17 protein-coding genes are annotated in these 22,514 nt (G+C 40.9%); 13 read left to right on the top strand and 4 right to left on the bottom strand.

The window, feature by feature from the left end:
• Positions 1-8: 8 nt before the first annotated feature.
• The 5 genes from MHB54_RS26800 (at position 9) to MHB54_RS26780 (ending at position 9,431) form a co-directional block, all read left to right on the top strand.
• A complete protein-coding gene (locus tag MHB54_RS26800) occupies positions 9-1,628 on the top strand; it encodes an ABC transporter substrate-binding protein (protein ID WP_023988674.1) in 1,620 nt (539 codons plus the stop codon).
• 73 nt (positions 1,629-1,701) lie between these two features.
• Positions 1,702-3,270, top strand: coding sequence for a glycoside hydrolase family 32 protein (locus tag MHB54_RS26795; protein WP_264454835.1), 1,569 nt, complete (start codon positions 1,702-1,704; stop codon positions 3,268-3,270).
• A gap of 1,737 nt (positions 3,271-5,007) precedes the next feature.
• Positions 5,008-5,841: a BglG family transcription antiterminator LicT gene (gene licT, locus MHB54_RS26790; protein WP_023988677.1), complete on the top strand. Its 834-nt coding sequence runs from the start codon at positions 5,008-5,010 to the stop codon at positions 5,839-5,841.
• Positions 5,842-6,062: 221 nt separating this feature from the next.
• Positions 6,063-7,970, top strand: a complete 1,908-nt coding sequence (locus tag MHB54_RS26785; RefSeq protein WP_053325476.1) for a beta-glucoside-specific PTS transporter subunit IIABC — start codon at positions 6,063-6,065, stop codon at positions 7,968-7,970.
• A gap of 24 nt (positions 7,971-7,994) precedes the next feature.
• On the top strand, positions 7,995-9,431 hold the full coding sequence (locus MHB54_RS26780) for a glycoside hydrolase family 1 protein (protein WP_048481502.1): 1,437 nt from the start codon (positions 7,995-7,997) through the stop codon (positions 9,429-9,431).
• A 78-nt stretch (positions 9,432-9,509) separates the two neighbouring features.
• On the opposite strand, the gene MHB54_RS26775 is transcribed toward MHB54_RS26780, so the two are convergent.
• Entirely contained in the window at positions 9,510-9,887 is a 378-nt protein-coding gene (locus MHB54_RS26775; protein WP_023988680.1) for an EthD domain-containing protein, read from the bottom strand.
• Positions 9,888-10,081: 194 nt separating this feature from the next.
• Between MHB54_RS26775 and MHB54_RS26770 the strand changes: the two genes are divergently transcribed.
• Positions 10,082-10,600, top strand: coding sequence for a helix-turn-helix transcriptional regulator (locus tag MHB54_RS26770; protein ID WP_023988681.1), 519 nt, complete (start codon positions 10,082-10,084; stop codon positions 10,598-10,600).
• Positions 10,601-10,853: 253 nt separating this feature from the next.
• Here MHB54_RS26770 and MHB54_RS26765 read toward each other — a convergent pair whose 3' ends face one another.
• Positions 10,854-11,423, bottom strand: coding sequence for a TetR/AcrR family transcriptional regulator (locus tag MHB54_RS26765; protein ID WP_176716834.1), 570 nt, complete (start codon positions 11,421-11,423; stop codon positions 10,854-10,856).
• Positions 11,424-11,642: 219 nt separating this feature from the next.
• On the opposite strand from MHB54_RS26765, the gene MHB54_RS26760 reads away from it, so the two are divergent.
• From MHB54_RS26760 to MHB54_RS26750, 3 genes are all read left to right on the top strand, one after another.
• Entirely contained in the window at positions 11,643-12,290 is a 648-nt protein-coding gene (locus tag MHB54_RS26760) for an NAD(P)-dependent oxidoreductase (protein ID WP_028541251.1), read from the top strand.
• Between the two features lie 43 nt (positions 12,291-12,333).
• The gene (locus MHB54_RS26755) at positions 12,334-13,053 is read left to right on the top strand and encodes a DsbA family oxidoreductase (RefSeq protein ID WP_028541250.1); all 720 of its coding nucleotides are present in this window, start codon (positions 12,334-12,336) and stop codon (positions 13,051-13,053) included.
• Positions 13,054-13,343: 290 nt separating this feature from the next.
• Positions 13,344-14,522, top strand: a complete 1,179-nt coding sequence (locus MHB54_RS26750) for an IS110 family transposase (protein WP_023989181.1) — start codon at positions 13,344-13,346, stop codon at positions 14,520-14,522.
• Positions 14,523-14,668: 146 nt separating this feature from the next.
• On the opposite strand, the gene MHB54_RS26745 is transcribed toward MHB54_RS26750, so the two are convergent.
• Entirely contained in the window at positions 14,669-15,259 is a 591-nt protein-coding gene (locus MHB54_RS26745) for a TetR/AcrR family transcriptional regulator (protein WP_177235817.1), read from the bottom strand.
• Positions 15,260-15,405: 146 nt separating this feature from the next.
• Positions 15,406-16,314, bottom strand: coding sequence for an arginase family protein (locus MHB54_RS26740; protein ID WP_034095032.1), 909 nt, complete (start codon positions 16,312-16,314; stop codon positions 15,406-15,408).
• 463 nt (positions 16,315-16,777) lie between these two features.
• Between MHB54_RS26740 and MHB54_RS26735 the strand changes: the two genes are divergently transcribed.
• From MHB54_RS26735 to MHB54_RS26720, 4 genes are all read left to right on the top strand, one after another.
• Positions 16,778-17,473: a response regulator transcription factor gene (locus MHB54_RS26735; RefSeq protein ID WP_023988687.1), complete on the top strand. Its 696-nt coding sequence runs from the start codon at positions 16,778-16,780 to the stop codon at positions 17,471-17,473.
• Positions 17,474-17,476: 3 nt separating this feature from the next.
• On the top strand, positions 17,477-18,736 hold the full coding sequence (locus MHB54_RS26730) for a HAMP domain-containing sensor histidine kinase (protein WP_023988688.1): 1,260 nt from the start codon (positions 17,477-17,479) through the stop codon (positions 18,734-18,736).
• A gap of 87 nt (positions 18,737-18,823) precedes the next feature.
• The gene (locus tag MHB54_RS26725; RefSeq protein WP_028541247.1) at positions 18,824-19,510 is read left to right on the top strand and encodes an ABC transporter ATP-binding protein; all 687 of its coding nucleotides are present in this window, start codon (positions 18,824-18,826) and stop codon (positions 19,508-19,510) included.
• Positions 19,507-22,164, top strand: coding sequence for an ABC transporter permease (locus MHB54_RS26720; protein WP_068938398.1), 2,658 nt, complete (start codon positions 19,507-19,509; stop codon positions 22,162-22,164). Before MHB54_RS26725 ends, MHB54_RS26720 begins: the two co-directional genes overlap by 4 nt.
• Positions 22,165-22,514 lie beyond the last annotated feature (350 nt).

The following is a 22,514-nucleotide window of genomic DNA, read 5'->3' as shown; positions in this document are numbered from 1 at the left end:
GTATAGAGATGAAAAAAACATTACTAACATTGTCTGTGTTGGTACTTTCTACTTCACTGCTTGCCGGATGTGGCGGTTCAGGCAATAATTCCGCGGCATCCGAAGATTACAAGCTGGAAAATGTTACTCTGCCGCTTAAAGAGAAAGTTACTTTGCATTTTATGACTCAAAGCTCGCCGCTGGCACCTTCCGATCCAAATGAAAAGTTGATTTATAAAAGACTGGAAGAAAAAACAGGGGTGCATATCGATTTTACCAACTTCACCTCCGATTCCTTCATTGAAAAAAGAAACCTGGCTGTTGCCAGTGGAGATCTTCCAGATGCCATACTGGATGCCGGCTATTCCGACTATGATTTGTTGAACCTCGGACAGGATGGAACCATTATCCCTCTGGAGGATTTGATTAATAAATACATGCCGAATCTACAGAAGGTATTGAAGGAAGCACCTGAGTACAAATCCATGATAACTGCACAGGACGGGCATATTTATGCTTTTCCTTGGATTGAAGAGCTGGGGGCCGGGAAGGAGAGCATTCATTCTGTAAACGACATGCCATGGATCAATGTGGAGTGGCTGAAAAAGCTGGGACTTAAAATGCCAAAAACCACCGAGGATTTAAAAAAAGTTCTGCTCGCATTTAAAAATGACGACCCTAACGGAAATGGCCAGGCGGATGAAATCCCGCTGTCCTTTATACTCAATAACGGCAATGAGGACCTGAATTTTCTGTTTGGATCATTTGGTCTTGGGGACAACGGCGATCATACTGTAGTGACCAATGAGGGGAAAGTGGTCTTCACTGCCGATCAGGACGGTTATAAAGAGGGGATCAAATACCTTAATGAGCTTTATAAGCTGAACCTCATTGACGAAGAGTCATTCGAGCAGGATTACAATACGTATCTGGCTAAAGGACAGAATGAAAAATATGGTCTCTATTTTCAATGGGATAAGGCGAACATTTCAGGAGACAACGATAAATATGAATTGATGAATCCGCTCGCGGGGCCAAGCGGTGAAGTCAATGTGACCCGCACGAACAATCTCGGCTTTGACCGGGGGAGAATGGTGATTACCAGTGACAACAAAAATCTTGAGCTTACAGCAAAATGGATTGACCAACTGTATGAACCCATCCAGTCCGTACAGGACAACTGGGGCACCTACGGCGACAAAACTCAGCAGAACATTTTTGAATACGATGAAGCGAGTCATATGCTGAAGCATCTTCCGCTTAAGGGAACTGCGCCAGTCGAGCTGCGTCAAAAAACGAATATCGGTGGTCCATTGGCAATTCTTGACGAATATTACGGAAAAGTAACGACCAAGCCCGACGATGCAGTGGGGCGGCTCGAGCTCATAAAGAAAAGACTCGTTCCTTATATGAAGGCTGACCATAATTTCCCGAAAGTCTTCTTCTCGCTGGAGGATCAGAAGCAGATCTCCACACTGGAAACCGATTTGTTTGCTTACGTTAACCGCAAACGGGCAGAATGGATCAAAACAGGCAAAGTGGAAGAAGAATGGGCGGAATATAAGGCCGAGCTGTCCAGACTGGGACTAGACAAATGGCTGGAAATCAAGCAGAAAGGCTACGACCGATATCTTAAAGATCAAGGCTGAAATATATAAAAGGTGGTTGGGGCTGTTAAACACCTTATCAACAATCAATAGGAGAGTGGATACCATTAAAGACATGTTCCTAACGGGCGACAGTAGCAGCAGAAAAGGATCACGAAACAGTTATTATAGGGAGACATACAGGCCTCAATTCCACTATTCACCTGAGAAAAATTGGATGAACGATCCCAACGGCTTGGTTTACTATGAAGGAGAGTACCACCTGTTCTACCAGCATACGCCCCATGATACGCAGCCTGACTTTGGCCGCATGCATTGGGGGCATGCGGTAAGCAAGGATCTAATACATTGGGACGAACTCTCACCGGCAATTCCGCCTGGAGAGGACGGAGCGATCTTCTCGGGAAGTGCGGTGGTGGATAAGAACAATACAAGCGGATTTTTCAACGAAGAAGGATCAGGATTGGTTGCAATTTATACGAATGAGGGCAACAGGGCTCAGCCCGGCAAGCCGCAGGTGCAAAGCATTGCTTACAGCAGGGATAAAGGTCGAACCTGGACAAAATATGAAGGTAACCCGGTTTTATTCCCAATGGAAACGCTAGACTTTCGTGATCCGAAGGTGTTTTGGCATGATGAATCGGCGATGTGGATAATGGTCCTTGCCGTAAGAGAACGTGTAGAATTTTACACATCTCCAAACCTGAAAGAATGGTCTTTTGCAAGTGAATTCGGTTCTGACATTCCGCATATCCACCGAGGGATATTTGAATGTCCTGATATATTTCAAATCCAAGTGGATGAGGATCCTAATACCACGAAGTGGATTCTGATGCTAAGTGTCGGGGATAGAAATGGTGTGAATCCAGATGATCCGGAACCACCGGCAGGTGGTTCTGGCATGATGTATTTCATAGGCAACTTTGACGGTAAGGCATTTGCTCTGGATGGAACGTTGGAATCTTTCGATACTATTAAATGGGTAGACTACGGATCAGACTTTTACGCGGCCGTGACCTGGAATGGGATTCCAAACGAGGACGGTCGAAAGATTTGGGTCGGCTGGATGAACAATTGGCGTTATGGTACCACGCTACCTTCAGAGGAATGGCGGGGCAAGATGTCAATTCCCCGTGAGCTACAGCTTAGGACTTATCCGGAGGGACTTCACTTAATCCAAGCACCCATAAGTGAATTAAGTCAGCTAAGAAAACCAATTTTGTCTCTGCAAGACTTGACGATTAAGCCAGGTATGAACGTGTTGTCTGATTTCTCTGCTGCAAAGGCAGAAATTATTGCAGAATTTGAAATCAGCACTGCCGTGGAATTCGGGTTCAAAGTGCGGAAGTCTTCTAATCAGGAGACGATCATCGGATACAATAGCTCGAATGGGGAGTTGTTCGTCGATCGGACGAAGTCGAGCGCCATTGATTTTCATTCCGATTTCACAGCAATACACAAGGCCCCTATGAAGCCAGAGCATGGACGGGTACAACTGAGTATTTACGTGGATTGGTCAAGTGTCGAGGTCTTCGGAAATCATGGAGAAACAATCATCTCAGACATGATATTCCCGGACTTGGAGAGCAGGGGGCTGGAACTCTATGCCATTGGCGGAGAACTAAGGGTCGTATCGCTTCAAATCAATGATCTAGTAAGCATTTGGGGAAATGAGAATGTTTAGACGTTAACTATTGATATCATTCAAATTTTAATTATCTCACGACGGAACTCGTTAAGCATTGGCTTGATTCGACGAAGTGGTTACAGCCCGGTTGCGTGCATCCGTATCTGAAACTTGGTCCTCAAAACCAATTAAAGTAACATTTTTCTGCCTGGACACGTAACACCCGGTCGGCTCACAACCGTATCGGGTGTTTTCATATCCTTGGAAAGTTAGCAGAACTCGAAAGACGACCACGGAGCAATCTCATTAAAAGTGAATAAGGGCTATTGCTCTGCAGTGGTGAAAGGCGTAAGAATCTGTCCGTGCATGCCCTGGTCAATTATCCTCAATTATAATTTCCATAAGAGAGAGAAGATTATAATTGATGGTCTTGAGTTCTTTGAACTTAATAAGAGATACGATATGTTAGAAATCAAGTTTTCATTTCTTGAATATACTCTAGCTGATGGAACGGGAAAGAAAAAGAACGATATTTAGAAGTGATTTCGTGTATCAAATGAAGATCAAACATGGAAATTAATAAAACATGATTTTATAAGGTTATATGTTTATAAAATATGGGGTGGCAATACAGTCTCCCAAGTTAGAATAATTCGCCACGTTTAAAATCCCCATTACTGCAAGTTGAAAATGCATCTCATCCATAAGGCTGCTTAGGAAATGGCTTAGCAGTTAATACAGATAATTAACCCTTCCGTATGACCTAGTTCAGGCAAATTGTGCTCCAATATGTGTTATTCCATATCTATTACCTCTATTAGGTAGTATCACCTAAATAAGAGAGATTAATTTCTAAGTAGTGTTAGCAGGGGCATGTTTTTATGTTTAGATTTTCTAAGAGCAGTATTGGTGATTTGAAGGAGATAAATTAATAGGTTTTCTAATTTAAAAGTGACTTTTCAAGGGGGATAACAGCTTGGGAAGAGATGCTGTACGCAATTAAATAATGGTCAAGAAACATCCAGACAGAATTAGACTTATTTTAAATTTATATACTATATACAGTATACAAAATATATATAAACACATTATATAGGGTATTTAGGAACGTATTTTTTATTTTGCAATTGGCTTTTACTATAAATCGGACTAAGCTTGAAATAAAAAAGGGCTTATAGCTATGTTTTTTATAGTCTATCTATAAAGAAGAGTTAAACTTGGGGAAACTAACAGAAAGTAACAGACAATTGCATAGTGTTGGAAAAATTTAAACACCTTCAAGATAATACCCTATTTATGAGAGAGATCGGGAATAATCTTGGAGGTGTTGTAGATTAATCACACTGATTCGCTATATATAAAATTTCTCTGAGTGGAAGTACCGCCAAGTAAGGGCAGCGGGAAAGCATCCCTGGCATACTCGTGATGCCTCGCTCGAACTAACTATGACTTTCAGAGGATGATATTAAGAGTGGTAAAGGTTAGTAGAAAAATCTGGCGTTGACGTAATCCTCGCCAGGTGGCATGGAAAGTTGCAACATATGGTTCATATGGTTTGTAGGACGCCTATTAATTGTCTCTTACTTGTCTGAGAAGTCTTATTTTAGCTAAAAAAATCATGTCCGTAGTAAGTGCAGCACAACAAAAATGTTGATGGCTACACAGCCTTACATTGAATTTGATAATTGACGTTCATTTGAGCAAAATGTTAGAATCACATACAATTCAGACAAGCGTAGTGATCAATGGAGACTTGTCTTTTTTTGATGCTTTTTGAACATTGGGGGGATATTCATGTTGATTTCAAGAGTGATCAACAATAATGTGATCACGGCGATGAATGAAGACAACAAGGAATTGGTGATTATGGGTTTAGGGATTGCTTTTCAAAAGAAAAAAGGCGACACCGTTGATAAGTCCAAAATTGAAAAAGTATTTAGCCTTGAGAATAAGGAACTTACCGATAGACTAAAGACGTTATTAAACAAAATATCGTTGGAGGTTATGTCGCTTACAGAAGATATTATTAACTATGCTATGCAGAAAACGAATCGAAAACTGAATGAAAGCATATATATTTCGCTTCCCGATCATATTAATTTTACAATCGAACGTCATCAACAAGGGATAGATATTCATAATGCACTCCTTTGGGAAATAAAACGATTCTATAGATTGGAATTTGGAATCGGCATGGAAGCTCTGTCCATAATTAAAGAGCGTCTTGGTGTGGAACTCCCTGAAGATGAGGCTGGCTTTATTGCCCTCCATATCGTTAATGCTCAAATGAACGAAAATGTACCTGAAGCGGCAAATATCACAAGATTAATTAAGGAAATCCTAAACATTGTTCAATATACATTCAGAATTGATTTGGATGAAGAATCGCTTAACTATTTCAGATTCGTAACTCATCTCAAATTTTTTTCCCAGCGGATGTTTAATAAAATTATGACGGAAAGTAAAGATGAGGAATTGCTAAATATTGTGAAAGAAAAGTATAAGCCATCTTATGAATGTGCCTGGAAAATCAAAGAATACATCAAGCTAAGCTATGATTATCTCTTAAACAAGGACGAATTACTCTATTTGACGATCCATATTGAAAGAGTGGTCAACAGGAGTTGAGATCTTTACACCTGATGTAAGCGTTGACAGATTCCAAAGTACGTGCTAAATTATGTTCATATTCACAAACCGAATAATTCTTTAGGATAAGTAGGATTGTAACTGCTTCGAGCAGGCAAGACCTAAATTCTAACGAACTTACGACTACCGCGGGGCGTAAGTTGGTTGAATTTGGGTCTTTTTTTGTTTCCGTTTTTCATTAAAATCCCGGGGGGATCAGCATGAGCAATCAGAAAATTGCACGAGAAATACTGCCTTTATTAGGTGGAGAAGAAAACGTAAAAGATGTAACTCACTGTGTAACTCGATTGCGTCTTACCCTTAAAGACAATGAGAAAGCAGACAAAGCTGGTATTCAGGCTATACAGGGTGTTATGGGAGCGACAGTCAATGGGGGGCAATTTCAAATTATTGTTGGGGATAAGGTATCCGATGTTCACAGCGAATTTATAAAATTACTGGGTAACCGTCAAGTTGCGGATGATAGTAGTTCTGCATCAGGTTCGAAAGGCTTCAAAGGGATTCTCAATTCCTTCTTTAATGTCATCTCAAGTATTTTTGCTCCAATCATTCCAGCAATCATCGGGGCGGGATTACTTAAAGGGATTATCACATTACTCTCATCTTTTGAACTCGTATCTTTGGAAAGTAGCACATATAAGTTGCTATCTGTATTCGCTGATGCGGCTTTTTATTTCTTGCCTATCCTTCTTGCTTTTAGTACGGCGAAAAAGTTTAATGCTAACCAATATGTCGCTGGGGCGATTGCGGGTGTTTTGATTCATCCTAACTTAGGTGCTCTTTTGAACGGTGAATCACCTGTCACCCTAGTTGGCATCCCGATTACTTCAGTCATATACGCATCGTCTGTATTACCCATTATTCTGGGCGTGTGGTTTATGTCTTATGTGGAAAAGGTTTTAAAACGTATCATTCCTAAGGTTCTTCAGTCTATCTTTTTGCCACTGCTTACATTGTTGATTGTTTCTTCTATCATTCTTATTGCGCTTGGACCTGCTGGTACACTCATAGGAAATGGAATCGCCGTCGGATTTATTTCACTATACATGAACTATGGATGGCTAGCGGGGCTTCTTCTCGGAGGATTTTATCCGCTGATTGTCATCACAGGTATGCATTACGGGTTCTTGCCAGTCATGTTCCAATCCCTTTCTAAGTATGGTGTTGACTATATAATGGGGATTGCAGTTGCAGCCAATTCGGGTCAGGCAGGGGCGACTCTTGCGGTATATTTGAAAACCAAAAACAAAGAATTCAAGGCTGTAGCTGGAACAGCAGCACTGAATGCCATTATCGGGATTACCGAACCTGCTCTTTACGGTGTAACCGTTAAGTTAAAAAAACCGTTGATCGCAGCTGCCATTGCTGGAGGCCTGGGCAGTGCAGTAATGGGATGGTTTAAAGTTGGTGCCACGGGAATTGGTACCGGGCCGATTGCAGGGTTACCATTTTTCTTCGGTTCCACATTCCTGTATTTCTTGATCGGCTGTGCAGTTAGTTTTGTTGTTGGTTTTGTTCTGACACTCATTATTGGATTCGAAGATATTCCAGAGAGAAAAGAAGCTGTAGCCGTCTCTTCGAATAATACAATTACAGGGACGATAGAGAGTGATCCTAGAGCACCCGTAACGGTACAATTTAATAATCCAGATCGTGTTCAACCTATTCTTAGTCCTATTCATGGAGAAGTGGTAGAACTCTCGCAAGTCAGTGATCCTGCCTTTGCAGCTGGTATGATGGGCAAAGGAATTGCAATTAGACCCACTACAGGAAGAGCGGTGTCACCTGTGAAAGGTACGGTCGCGACTGTTTTCAAGAAGAAACACGCCATTGTTGTTGTGGCTGACAGTGGAGCAGAAATATTGATTCATATTGGCATAGATACCGTTAAACTGAATGGTCAACATTTTGAGACTCACGTTGAAGTAGGTCAACATGTTGAGGCTGGCGATCTGTTGGTTGAGTTCGACATAGAACAGATTAAAAAAGCTGGCTATGACACGGTAACTCCTATTATTGTAGCTAATTATAATGACTATGTCGATGTTAATGCAGAATCAATCGGAAGTATTGATGAAAAAGATCCTTTAATGAAGGTAATCGGATAAAGAAAATTTGGAGGGTGAAAAACAATGGATTTTACAAAAAAATCGGTGAATGAAATTAAAACGTCGGGGGATTTATTCCCCCCTGACTTTCTCTGGGGCGGAGCCGTGGCTGCGAATCAGATCGAAGGTGCATATCTGGAGGATGGTAAGGGATTATCTGTCTCAGATGTGTTGTCGGACGGAATATTCGGTCAGATCCTGGATAAGCCTGATGGTGAATATCTCAAACACCAGGCCATTGATTTTTACCATCGTTACCCCGAGGATATCGCATTGTTCGCAGAAATGGGGTTCCGAACACTAAGAACTTCTATAGCGTGGACCCGGATTTTTCCGAATGGAGATGAAGCCATTCCTAACGAAGCAGGTCTGGAATTTTATGATCGGTTATTTGATGAACTGCTCAAATACGGAATTCAACCATTAGTTACACTTTCTCATTATGAAATGCCTCTTGGACTCGTCCATAAGTACGGTGGCTGGTCTAATCGAGAAGTGATTACTCTTTTTGAACGTTTTTCGAGAGTTGTTTTCGATCGGTATGGGGACAAAGTAAAGTATTGGCTGACATTCAACGAAATTAATATGATGCTTCATGGTCCTTTTATTGCAGGAGGAATTTATCCTGATCAGGCAACTGAGCAAGTAACTTATCAGGCTATCCATCACCAATTCGTTGCAAGTGCTTTAGCAGTGAAGGCTTGTCATGAAATTATTCCCGATGCTCAGATCGGGTGCATGATAGCGGGTGGCCCAATGTATCCTCTTACACCTAAACCAGAGGATGTGTTGGAAGCCATGCGTAAAGACAGGGAGAATTTCTTCTTTGCAGATGTGCAAGTCAAAGGTAAATATCCTGGGTATATACTGCGTTATTTCAGAGAATCCAATATTGATCTCGATATCACAGAAGAGGATCTGAAGACACTTAAACACACGGTCGATTTCATTTCTTTTAGCTATTACATGAGTTACTGTGCAACGACAGATCCTGAACTTAATGAGCAATCCAGAGGCAATATTATGAGCGCGGTTAAAAATCCGTACCTTTCAGCTTCCGAGTGGGGTTGGTCAATCGATCCAAAGGGATTGCGCTACACGTTAAATCAGTTCTATGACAGATATGAAAAACCTTTGTTTATTGTCGAGAATGGCCTAGGCGCAATAGATGTCCCGAATGAGAAGGGGATTGTTGAGGATTCCTATCGGATTGATTATATCCGCGAGCATCTTGTGCAAGTCGCAGAAGCGATTCAAGATGGAGTCGAGGTCATGGGATACACTAGTTGGGGATGCATAGACATCGTAAGCAACTCCACCGGAGAGATGCGTAAACGTTATGGCTTCATTTATGTCGATCGTCACGATGATTTATCGGGAACTTTTGAGAGAACACGAAAGAAGAGTTTCAATTGGTACAAAGAAGTCATCGCTACCAATGGAAAAATCATTACAGAGTAGAGGTAAAACAGCCGAAACATGTTCCATAACGAATGGAGGTGTTTCGGCTGTTTCAAATTTAATGTTATGAACATGAATTTAGAGGACTTGCCGAGGGATAACAGGCAAACTAATCATGGTCTCAGTATCTATAAATTTTAGTGTATCTTCATCCACTAACAAACCTTGCGGCGAAACCCAAGCTGCCTCTGCTACGGCTGCATTTTCGAAGATGTATAACGAAACAGCATCATAGGGTGCTTCGTCGGGGACGTAGGCTCCATCTCCCTTCCCCGGTTTTCGAGTAGGATGCTGCCGATAAGAAATAAGCCCCGGAAGCTTGGTAGCAAGAGCTCCATGAGTGAATTCATAATGATAGCGAAACTCTTCAAGTGACATCCCTGGTTTTCTTCGGAACACAAACATGATGCTATGTCCTTTTTCAGGATATACATTTAACTCTTTTATACTTTCCATTATGGTTTAGCCTCCTCGAGTTAGTTTATTTAACATATGGTTATTATAGCAATGGAAATGAACATCCTAATAGTGTCTTAATCTAGAGTTTTATGGTGCAAATCAATTTTTGTTTGGAATGTGTACTGTTTCACGTTATGTTTTATTCCATAAAACTATTCGTATACTTCGAGCATAAAAGGGGGAAGGAACTCATGGGTGTTCTTCTTATACAAATAGACGAGAATGATTTCATGGAAGTGAAGGAGCTGATCACAAGGAATTATGCAGGAGCTAAAGTCATTACTGTGAATCAGTTGCCCGGGGATACGGATTGGCTTCTAAGTATGACAGAAATACCTGATCTTTTGGATAGACTTATCAATACAGCTGGGGAACCTGCGGTGCAACGCGTTTTACATTATATAAACTGTCACTTTAGAAGATCATTAACGTTGGAGGAGGTATCTTCTGAAGTCCATTTGAATCCAGTCTATTTCAGTCAGTGGTTTAAGCAGAAGACCGATTGTGGGTTTAAAGAATACATTACACATATTAGACTTCAGGAGGTACGACACTGGCTGCTAAATAGCGATCACACCATCAACTGGATCGCTGAGTATGTGGGGTATCAGGATACAGCACATCTATCTAAACTATTCCGAAAACATTTTGGTTTGGCTCCAGGGATGTATAGACAAAAGATAAGAAATGAACGCCAAGCATCAAGATAGTCCATTTTCAAAAAAGTATTTGAGGAAAAGGGTCACCAAGCTCAGGATTCGGCATGGGTCCTCTAACATATTTCATTAAGCATATAGGTGTTCAAGGAAAATAAAGTATTCTTTGGGAGAAGAAGGACGATTAGTAACTATGCAGAATTGTGATACCTCATTTTTCATACTCGTTGAGAACATCGTGTAATACATGATGTTCTCAAATAACTTGTTTTCGCTAATCTTTAAGTTAAAGAACGGGTTATCTCGCTTATGAAGGGTACACCTGATTCCTTTTAAACAATCCCCATACCTGTTCGGCCATGTATTTCGGTGAATGTGGCATGTTATTTATAATCCACCATTCGATTACCCCAATGAATGCAAAGGCCATAAAGTGTGTGATCAATAGCTTGTCATACCCCTTATTAAGGTCCTCCATATTGACTTGGTCTTTTATGTTCCCCGTCACGATCTCTAACATATGCTCCCGAAATGCAGGGATTCCTTTATTCGAAAGCATGGAAGCGAAAAACGTATGGTTCTGCTCAAAGTATTGAAAAACAGGTAACAAAGAATGAATAAAATCAACCTTTTCCTGATTTGGATCGGTTGAGATGCAAACGGAGATCATTCTGCTCAAATGCTCATCGATGCATTTGTTAAGAAGATCGTATTTATCGGTGTAGTGAAAATAAATGGTTCCCCTGTTAACATTCGCTCGATCCGCAATCTCATTAATAGTTATTTCTTCAAAATCCTTCTCCGAGATCAAACCTATAAATGCATTAAATATGGCTGCCTTTGTTTTTAGGATTCTACGATCGATTTTAACTCCCATAATGTATAGCCTCCAGAAGATATTTAACAAATTATTCGAATCCGTTGAATATAAAACAAAAATCACTTTTTTAGCGATTGAAGAAATCAACATAATCCATATAATAATAACCAACGGACGTTATATATTCAACAAAAGTTCGATAAAGTTTTGCTGTAACCTAAATGTTCATTGGGTCAAAAGAGCAATCTAACAATAAAATATCGAGGTGATCGACTAATGAACATAACGCTTTTTGGTGGTAGTGGTGCAATTGGGAAAATTTTGACTGAGGTAGCAATTCAAAACGGGGATAACGTTACCCTTTATGCTAGAAATGCGGGGAAAATTGGACAGAAACATGAGAAGCTAAATGTTGTCGAGGGTCAATTATCTAATCAAGACTTGGTGGAACAAGCACTGTCGAATGCCGATGTCGTCATTAGCACATTGGGACCCGCACTTGATACGTCCAGAAAATTAAAAGGTACCCCTGTTGCGGATGGTCATGAGGTTATTGTAAATGCGATGAGAAAGTTAAATAAGAAACGACTCATTACACTTGCTACTCCAACCTTGAAATCTGATAAGGATCGGAATTCGATTGCCACAATTGTACCGGGAATTATGGCCAAGGTGATGTTTCCGAATGGTTATTACGAAATGAAAAAGCTTGAGGAAATCATCAAGCGATCTTCTTTAGACTGGACAGTAGTTCGGATTATTAATCCAAATGTAAGGCATAAGGAAAACGTTCATTATGCTTACTCGCTAGGCGATCAGCCAGCCAAAATGGGGGTATCCCGAGAAAATATCGCTAAATTTATGTATCATGCAGCTTCCGAGCCATCCTTAATTCATCAAATGCCGATTGTATACAACAGTTGAGAAAGGATTCGATCTGTTTATCAAGTGAAGGGAGAGGAACGAAATGAAAGTAGAGATTTGGTCGGATATTGGCTGCCCATTTTGTTATATCGGAAAACAGCGTTTCGAGGACGGGCTGGGGCTGTTTGCATCCAAAGATAAAGTGAATGTGGAGTACCGGAGCTTCCAGCTAGATCCTTATGCCGAGAAATACCCAGCTTACGATGTACACGACTTGTATGTTTCAAAGCATGGTGGCAGCAGAGAAGAAGCCAAGGCCATGCATAAACAATTTGCCCAACAAGCGAAGGGTGATGGAGTGGATTTTCAATTTGACCGAATAATCCCTACTCATTCGCTCGATGCGCATCGATTGATCAAGTTTGCGGGTACCTATGGCAAGAGTGCGGAAGTGTTGGAGCTTCTGTATAAAGCATATTTCACAGATTCCAAGCATATCGGTGACGCGGACACACTGGCTGACATAGCGGCGGAAGCTGGTATGGATCGCGAGAAAACGCTCAACGTGCTGGAAAGCACGCAATATGTGGATGAAGTTCGTGCAGATGGGCGTGAAGCAAGCAGCCTTGGAGCTACAGGTGTACCTTTCTTTGTCATCAACCGCAAATATGCGATTTCAGGCGCACAATCAAGTGAAGTGTTTCTGGAGACGCTGCAAAAAGTATGGGACGAGGAACATCCGCTGATGACGTTAGATACGACTCTAAACCAAGAATCAGGCAATGTTTGCGAGGATGGTTATTGTACGCCAAAAAACAGCTGACGGAGGCGCCATTAAAGTAATCGTAAAACAGCGGCAGTCTAGGACTTTATTTCGTATTATTAGGTCAACCAGAGATTTCTGGTTGGCCTTTTTTCTTAGGCGTCATATGATGGCGGTAGCCGAGAGAACGTGGACTTTATTGGGGTCAACCCCGTCGTGAAAACAGTTCTCTCACTGCCCCCAATGACCATGTTTGAGCTGGTTGAGACAGGGATCTCGTATCACAAGCGAAGCTATGGGTTTGGAACCATCGCGGGAGTGACGGCAACTTTAAAATTAGGGAGTGTGTTATGGAGCCGGTTGTAGGATTAGATGTGGCTAAAGGAGCCAGCGTCGTTCAGGCTTTTCTAGGAAGGAATGAACCTTACGGAATATTGGAGAGTATTACGCACGAGGAGAGCGGTTTTGAACGATTGGGAGAATTGCTTGATGAATTGAAGGTACTCTCGGGCAGGGAGCCCGTTATTATTTTGGAAGCAACCGGCCATTACCATCGAGGATTAGTTTCCTATTTAATACGTGAGGAGTACAAGTATTTTATAATCAATCCACTTCAATCTAAACGTGCGAGAAACACGCAACTGCGAAAAGTAAAAACCGACGCTGCAGATGCATGGCACTTGGCCGACATGTACTATCGGGGTGATGTAACGCCACATCGTACATGGGACGAGTTGTACACCGAGCTACAGCATGTGACGAGACAACATGAGTTTATAACCTCGATGTATGTTCAGGCAAAGCTAAACTCGAGAGCTTTACTGGATCAGGTATTTCCCGCGTTTGAGAAGGTGTTCAGTAATCTCTTCTCAGCTACTGCACTTAGAGTGCTGCAGAGTTGTCTGAACGACGAGTTTGAAAAGGTAGAATCTATCATTCAGGAACAAACCGGGAAGTCTCATTCGAAAGATTGGGTAGGAGAGAAGGCAAATCAGTTGAGACAAGCATTACTTGAATGGGCCAATAATAAAAGGAGCATAACGCAAAGCATGGCCCTTGTAGGGATGGTATCCCTCCTACTTGAGTTCCAGAAGCAATTAAGTAGGCTGGAAGAAACCCTGGAGGAAATTTCCGCGACATTACCAGAAGTGGAACTTTTAAAGACCATTCCGGGAATAGGCGACAAACTTGCTTCGGCGATCATAGCGGAGATCGGAGATGCCCGTCAATTTAGGAGTGCTAAACAGCTTGTTGCCTACGCAGGTCTTGATCCAAGTGTCTACAGTTCGGGTAAGTATACGGCCTCTAGAAATCGGATAACGAAGCGAGGATCCAAAAGACTTCGAAGAGCTCTATATTTAGCCGTTCAATGCGGACTACGTGGTGGAAGAAATAGCAGATTAAAGGATTATTATGATATGAAAAGAAAAGAGGGCAAGCCCTACAAGGTGGTTGTGATTGCTTGCGCCAACAAGCTACTCCATCACGTTTACGCCATCCTTAATAAAGACCAACCCTACCACATTTAATTCCCACAATTATCCACAACCCTTCACGCCAATGAAGGATTATTTGTTGTGCTCAAAAAAAAGTATATCAGTTTTTAAAATATTTTCCACACTGTAGCTTGACAACTATTAGCTGGTTTTCTCGTCCATGGCTACCGCTGTTTCTTTTATTGGAGCTCTTTGGGTTTTAAAGCTTGGCGAATCAGTTGATTGAATTGACTCATATGGTGATCAAAACTGAAATGTTCGTCAGTGGCTGTACGTGCAATAAGGCCGTCAATCAGCGCATACAACCAGAGAGAAAGGGTCTCCACATCATAATCTGGATCTACTTGTTTTTCATGAATAGCACTTGTAAGCAGATTTTTGAATGATTCACGCATGATGATATCACTTTGATTGAAGACATGTCGCACGCCCTTATTGCGTGAAGCTTCAGCCAAAATTTCGATCCATAATCTCTGGTCCATAGGATATACGGGATTACTGACACAACTAGTTATAATCGTCAGAATCTGTCCGAGAGGATCTTTTTCGGTTTCTTTAAATTCCATTTTGGCCAAGGCATGGCGCTGTTCTTCTTCCACCAGTGCAATAATAAATGCATCTTTACTTGGAAAGTGGCGGTACAGATTCCCTGCACTCATTCCTGCTTCTTTTGCAATTTCGACAATGCCTGTTTTGTGAAATCCATTGCGTGAAAAACATCGAACAGCAGCCTCGATGAGCAAGCGTCTGCTATCGTCTTTTTGTTTCATTCGTTTCGATTTAGGCGGTTCAGAGTTATTCATTGTACTTCAAATGTACAGGGATACCTTCTTGGCTCTTATCCCTGCAACCTCCTTGTTTCGCGAAATAATGTACATCCATCATACCATGTACATTACCATAGTCTGCATTTGGATTAAAGTGTATTAAAGACTGGACGCTCTTTATTATCAATATCTCCAAGCAGAGGTAAACGAGACAGCATGTTCGCCAAGAAATAAGAGTCCCAAGGGAAATGTTCAGTGATCCCTAGACCGACTACATCATAGGATTTGGCTACATCTTGCAAAACTCGGATAATGGTTTCCATACTTGATCCTTGTGGGAAGCTCTTGGTGTATTCTTCGTATGTTCCCGGATAAGCAACCAGAAGAGAACGGAATTCTTTCATATCCAGAACATCCAGATCAAAATGAATAATAATCTTGGACGGTTTTTTCTCAGCTAGCCATTGGAGCACTTTAGAACTATCCTGCTTAATTTCATCGGGACCTACAATATCTAATTTCATGTTTTTCATGGGCTCTGAGTGAAGAGCATCGATCATGTCGTTCAATCCTACATATAGGATTTGTTCAGGTTTAAAAAGATGGGGCACCTCTGCAACAAATTCCTGATCACCTACCCCAAGCAAATTGGCAAGAACATGAGCATGATGATTTTCAAAGTCTTCAGGGATCGAGACATCAGGGTGAGCATCTACCCATAACAGAGCAACATCTCCATCATATTTCTCATTCAAATAAGAAAAAGGAGCAAGTTCTACACTGCAATCCCCTCCAAGGACAACGATACGTTCAGGGTTATGTTTATGAATTAGACTTTTGGCTGATCTAGCTTGTTGCAATACGGTACTTTTGGCAATTATACCTTGTTCTTTTTCTACATTAGGGTTCAGATCGACGGGTACTTCTTCAAAAGGACCATTAGACTTGGGAGCAAGCCAGTTTAACAAGTGAGCTCCCAGAACGTAAGGAGGGTTGTTCCCTCCTTGCCATTGAGGGAATAACAAACGCAGTGTACGGCTTGTATCCATTTCATTCATAAGATATTTCTCCTTTTATTTAAGTTAGTGATCGTTCATTCACTGAAAATGATACAAGATTACTTTTTATATTGCAAACCCTAAATAACAGGGAATGCCTATTTGAAATTATGCTGATTATACAATGACAATCATTGAGCTTATAAAAGGCAGGCGTTGATGACGGCCATTGCACAGAATGTGAAGAAAATGGCCCGACACCTACATGTCTTTTGTGGCTTAGAAATAGGCTTTCTCAACTTAAAAATTATTCCACATTGGTTGATGATTTTTTGTGACGTTTAATGGGTGAACCAGAGTTATCTTTAATAAATTTTCCACTAAACAGCTTTGTGAAAGATATCTTTCATGATACAGTGGAAAAACGGTGTAGTTTTACCGCCGCCATTTATTTGAAAGTGGAATTATGTACTATAATAAGTAAGCATTTTAAAAACTTTCTTGAATTAAACTGAGGTGCTCAATGAATCGAATTTTACTGGTTGAAGATGATGATAATTTGGTGTTCGGTATTGAATATACTTTAACAAGTGAAGGATATGGCGTTGTTCTTGCGGGTAGCTTGGAAGAAGCCAGAAAGGCATTAAAGACAGACGACGTCGATTTAATTTTGTTGGATATAAATTTACCTGATGGTTCAGGGTATGACCTGTGTAGGGAAATCCGTGCATTATCCCAGGTTCCCATCATTTTTTTGACAGCTTTGGATGAGGAGACAAATGTTGTTGCTGGTCTTGATTTGGGAGCAGATGATTATATGACCAAACCGCTCCGTACCAAAGAACTTCTCTCTAGAATGAAAGCCGTATTAAGGCGCAATCATAAGCCCAAGGATGAACCGAATAGATGGATATCCGACGATATTGAAGTTCGAGTTCTAGAAGGAATTGTTCTTAAAAACAATCAGGAACTTTTATTGACGGGGCTGGAATATCGATTGCTATTGATGTTAATGACTCACCCCAAGCAAATTTGCAGCAGAAGTATCATCCTTAACAGTCTGTGGGATATGTCAGGAGAATTCATTGATAACAACACCCTTTCAGTTCATATCAGAAGGTTAAGAGAGAAGATCGAGGATGTTCCTGCAGTACCGAGATACATCATTACCGTTCGAGGAGTCGGATATAAATGGAATGCAGATATTGTAGGGAGATAAACCATGAATGAATTCGTCCGTAATCCAGAGTGGAAGTCTATTACTGTTAAAGCGATCGTATTACAAGTTATGTTAGCGGTAATCATATTCTTTTATATGAGTTATCAAGTCAGTCAGATCAATAAGGCCGTGGTTAATCAAAATGCTGCATTGATTGGTTATGTTTTGAAGCAAGCTCCTCAACTAGAAAATGAAATTATCCACTTTATCACTCAGGGTGCACAAGAAAATGAAATCGTAGAGGGAAAACGCAGCCTGGCTCAATATGCATATAAGGAAGATATGCCCGTAAACGATCAACCTGTACTCTCGGATAACGCCTTACCCATGAAAACGGCGGCTCAGGTTTTGCTTTATAGTATTCCATTACTGCTGTTATTGGGATGGGAATACCGCAAAATATTTAACAAGATTCGAACCATAACCTTTGCAGCGGAGCAAGTTGTTGAACATCAGTTTGATCAACCGCTTCCGGAGAATGATGAAGGGGACTTTGGCGCATTAGGACGAAACTTTAACGCGATGGCCGAAAGGTTACACAACAGTCTTCGGCAACTCCAACAAGAGAAAATGTTTCTACGCAACTTGCTTTCCGATATTTCGCATCAGCTCAAAACGCCACTAGCAATCCTCATCGTTTTTAATGAAAATTTGCTAAATGATCCTCATATGAAAGAAGAAATGAGAACGAAATTTCTGGATCGAGGCCGTCAACAACTAGAGCGAATGGAATGGCTGATTATCAGTTTGCTGAAGCTGGCACGGGTCGAAGCCGGAGCAATAACGTTCCTGATAGAACGCGTTCGAGTAAGAGAAATGATCGATCATGCTGTACATTCGTTGCGAATGTTATCCGAGCAAAGGAAGCAGAAGATTCACATTCATGGTGGAGAAGATATGTATGTTTGGGCGGATGAAGAATGGCTAACAGAAGCCTTGATTAACTTGATTAAAAATGCACTGGAACATACGCCACTAGAGGGAGGAATTGATGTTATTTTAGAAAAAAATTCATTATTCCAGACAGTAATCATTCGAGATCAAGGAGAAGGCATTTCCCCAGAAGATTTGCCTCACATTTTTGAACGATTCTATAGAGGGAGAAGAACGACAAAGCCGCAAAGTCTTGGCATTGGCTTGTCTTTATCCAAGTCCATTATTGAAGAGCAAGGCGGTATGATCACCGTTGTAAGTCAGTTAGGGCTAGGAACAGAATTTAGAGTTTCGTTTAATAAATGGGATAGTGGAGGAAGCTTACAATAACGTAAGCTTCCTCTTCACTTTATTGTAAGCTTCGATCTTTATAATAACAAACATACAAAGTGAAACATTAGCTCAGGAGGTAAACAGGTGGAAATACTAAAAACTATTAATTTGTGTAAAACCTATGGAAGTGCAGAGGCAAAGGTTGAAGCTTTAAAAAATGTCAATTTCTCTGTTCAACATGGAGAATTTGTTGCCATCGTAGGAGCCAGTGGATCAGGAAAAAGTACCTTAATGCATCTTCTAGGTGGAGTGGACCGCCCGGCTAGTGGACAGGTCATCATCGATGGTACGGATCTTTACTCCAGAAGTGAAGAGGAGCTCGCTGTATTCCGAAGACGGAAAATTGGATTTATTTTTCAATCATACAATCTGATCCCGGTCCTATCTACAGAGGAAAATATCAAGTTACCGATGCTATTAGAGAACAAAAGGGTAGATGAAAATTATGTTCAGGAATTAATGGGTATATTAGGTCTGACCGAGCGGAGACATCATCTTCCATCCGAATTGTCAGGCGGACAACAGCAAAGAACGGCGATTGGCCGTGCGTTAATTAATAAACCGTCGATTATCTTGGCGGATGAACCTACCGGAAATCTGGATAGTAAAAACAGCAGGGATATTATGGACTTACTTATGTTTTCAGTTAAAAAATATAATCAGACGTTAATCATGATCACGCACGATTTGAATATTGCTAAAATCGCAGATCGAGTCGTAAGAATCGAAGACGGAGTCCTTCTACAGGCAAATGAGGTGAGTGAAAGTTGAAAAGCTACACAGATCTTACTGGAAAATATTTAAAGGGACAGAAAAAAAGATCGATGCTTACAATCTTAGGTATAATCTTGTCGGTTACACTGTTTACTTCCATTGGAACAATCGGGATGAGCTATTGGGATAAGTCAGTCAGACAAACCATGCAGGACTTCGGAGATTACCACGTCTCTTTCAATGGTATTTCAGGAGAAGCAATCCCGAAAGTCAAAAACAATGCAGCCGTAAAAAGTGCCGGCGTCATCAGTAGAGAAGGATATGCTGTCCTTAGGGAAACAAAAGAGAAGGAAAAGAAGGAAGATCCGTTTGCCGCACCCTACCGGTACTTGAATGTCAAGGGATATAATGCGAATGCAATGAACATGCTTCAGTCACAGCTAGACTCGGGCAGGTACCCGGAAAATTCGAATGAAATTATCCTTTCATCTTCGAGTCTGAGTTATTTTTTAAAAAAACCAAAGCTTGGCGAAACAATTACGCTAAACCTTGGAATCCGGAAGGTGGCGTCAACTGGTGAAGACAAAAAGATTAACGGACTTGGCGATTATGGTTGGGATCTTGACGAAGCCTTCCAAGCTCAATCCCAAAGAGAATATACTGTTGTAGGCTTTATGAAGCCGTCAAGCAAAGAGAATTGGTCTTCCGGATACATCTTTCCTGCAATTACTTTCAATGATAACAAGAGTATCGATAACTACAAAAATTACTTTATTTACGTCAAAATGAAATCTTTGAAGAACATCAAAGAAAAGACGGAAGCCTTGATGTCCTCTTTACAGCTGAGTAATGTCGAACAAGGTTCCGCTATGCAACTGGATAGGGATAACTTTATTGAAAATGTAAGAATTGAGTACAATAATGAACTGCTTAAATTGTATGGCAAAAGCATTTATGAAGGTGTGAATAACAGCTTAATCCTAACTTTCGCTGCTGTCATTGCGATTATAATGATTTGTACGATTGCAATGATTTATAATATTTTTCATATTTCTGTACTGGAGCGGATCTCACAATTCGGTATGTTAAGATGCATTGGAGCTACACCAGCCCAAATTCGCAAAATTGTGATGCAAGAAGCAACCCTGATAAGCTTGATCGGCATACCCATCGGGATTCTCACAGGAACCCTTTTTATGAAGGTATTGTTTTACAATATCAGCTTGTTAACGTTAGGTTTCTTAAATGATATGAGAATGGTCATTTCCCTACCGATTCTAATCTCTGCCGGTTTATTGGGCTTGCTGAGCGTATACCTTTCCGCTATTGGACCAGCAAAACAAGCAGCTCGCGTATATCCTCTTGAAGCGCTGAAAAATGCGGGAAGCTCGAAGGTTGAAAATATCACAAAGGTCAAAAAGTCTCTGTTTGTTAAAAAGCTGTTTGGCGTCGTAGGGCAATTCGCCAGCAGAAACTTGCAACGGAACAAGAAACGTTTCCGGATTACAGCCTTTTCCATGATTATTAGTATTATTTTATTTATTGTCTTTAGTGGTTTGGTTGATTTCATGCAGCAAATAACACAGCTCTCGGGTGCGCAGTATTCTTATTCGCTTTCCTATGATGGTCCTTCAAGTCGAATAGACGATACTGTGTATCGGGATGTTTCTAAGCTTGATGCTGTTCAACAAGCCTACAAATTTTACAGTAATCAAGTAGATGCAATCATCCCTAAGGATAAGATCAATCCCATATATTATGGATTTCATAAGGATCGATACATCGTTGCCGAAGGGGAAGGGTATCGAACAGATAATAATTTCCTTGTGTCCTACGGAGACAATGGCTTGGATGCTCTGCAATCCAAACTCACGGCCGGGAAGATTGACAAAGAGAAAATGAACCAAGAGAATGGCGTTATCGTCCTACAAAAAATAATGATGATGACAGAAGAAGGCAAACGACTAATTCTCGATCAAACCCAATTTAAGGTTGGAGATCACATCAAAATCCGAACAATTGACGGAAATCATAATGAATATCAAACCGTGACTGTGGTCGGAATTGTCGATCAAGATTTGTTATCGAAGAAATATAGTACAGGTCAAGATCTTTCATTTATTACGACGCCGAAAGTATACTCCAAGATTATGGGTAGCGACACTTATTCCAGAATATTTATCCTCGCTAATCCCGATATATCAAATCATCCTATAACGGACTATCTTAAATCATTAACTGATAAAAACGCTGGTTTTAACTACCATGATCGAGTGGCAGAGGTCGCTCAAGCTAAAAACGATGCAAAGACTTTTAGTATCTTGCTTTACGGTTTTATCGGTGTCATTGTTCTAATTGCTTTCTTGAACATTGTAAATACAGTAAGTACGAATCTAATTCTTCGTACGAAAGAATTTGCAACCCTCAAGGCCATCGGCATGACCCAGAAGGAAGTGAGAAAAATGATTATTTTAGAAGGCGTATTTTATGGACTATTTGCCGCCGTGATCGGAATTATCCTAGGGACGACGCTGAATTATGGAATACAAGTTCTCTTTGCGAGTGCTTTGGATGCAGATTGGGTGTTCCCGTGGTACAGTATCGGCATCGCTTTCGCAGGTTCGATGATTACGACGATCGTCGCAACGATTGGGCCGATGTACAGGTTGAATAAAGTTAGTATCGTAGATGCTCTCCGGAGTGAGAACTAGGATCGGTTGGTTAAAAAGTGTAACACAAAGCCAGCTAAAAATAATGAATTTAAAACAGGCACCCTTTAATCATATGGGGTGCCTGTTAAATCGTTCTTTAAATATTTCAGTAGTGATTCAGCGGGGGACGGTACGGCTATGAGCTGCTAACATCTGATATAACTAATGATATAAAATCCTTACTAGTAGATTGATCCAAAAATAATGTAACTATATTCTCATATGTAATTACGTAAAATAGTGTGCCCAAAGTGATGTAGACATTTGTCGCGGGACAAGAACATTTTGTCATTGCGGATTAGATAATTATCTAAGCAAAGTTTCTATCTTGTAGCTTATACTTTGGAAAC

This window comes from Paenibacillus sp. FSL M7-0802 (genome assembly GCF_038004945.1).
GTDB classification, from domain to species: Bacteria; Bacillota; Bacilli; order Paenibacillales; family Paenibacillaceae; genus Paenibacillus; species Paenibacillus polymyxa_B.
This window is presented reverse-complemented; position numbering and strand designations above follow the sequence as displayed.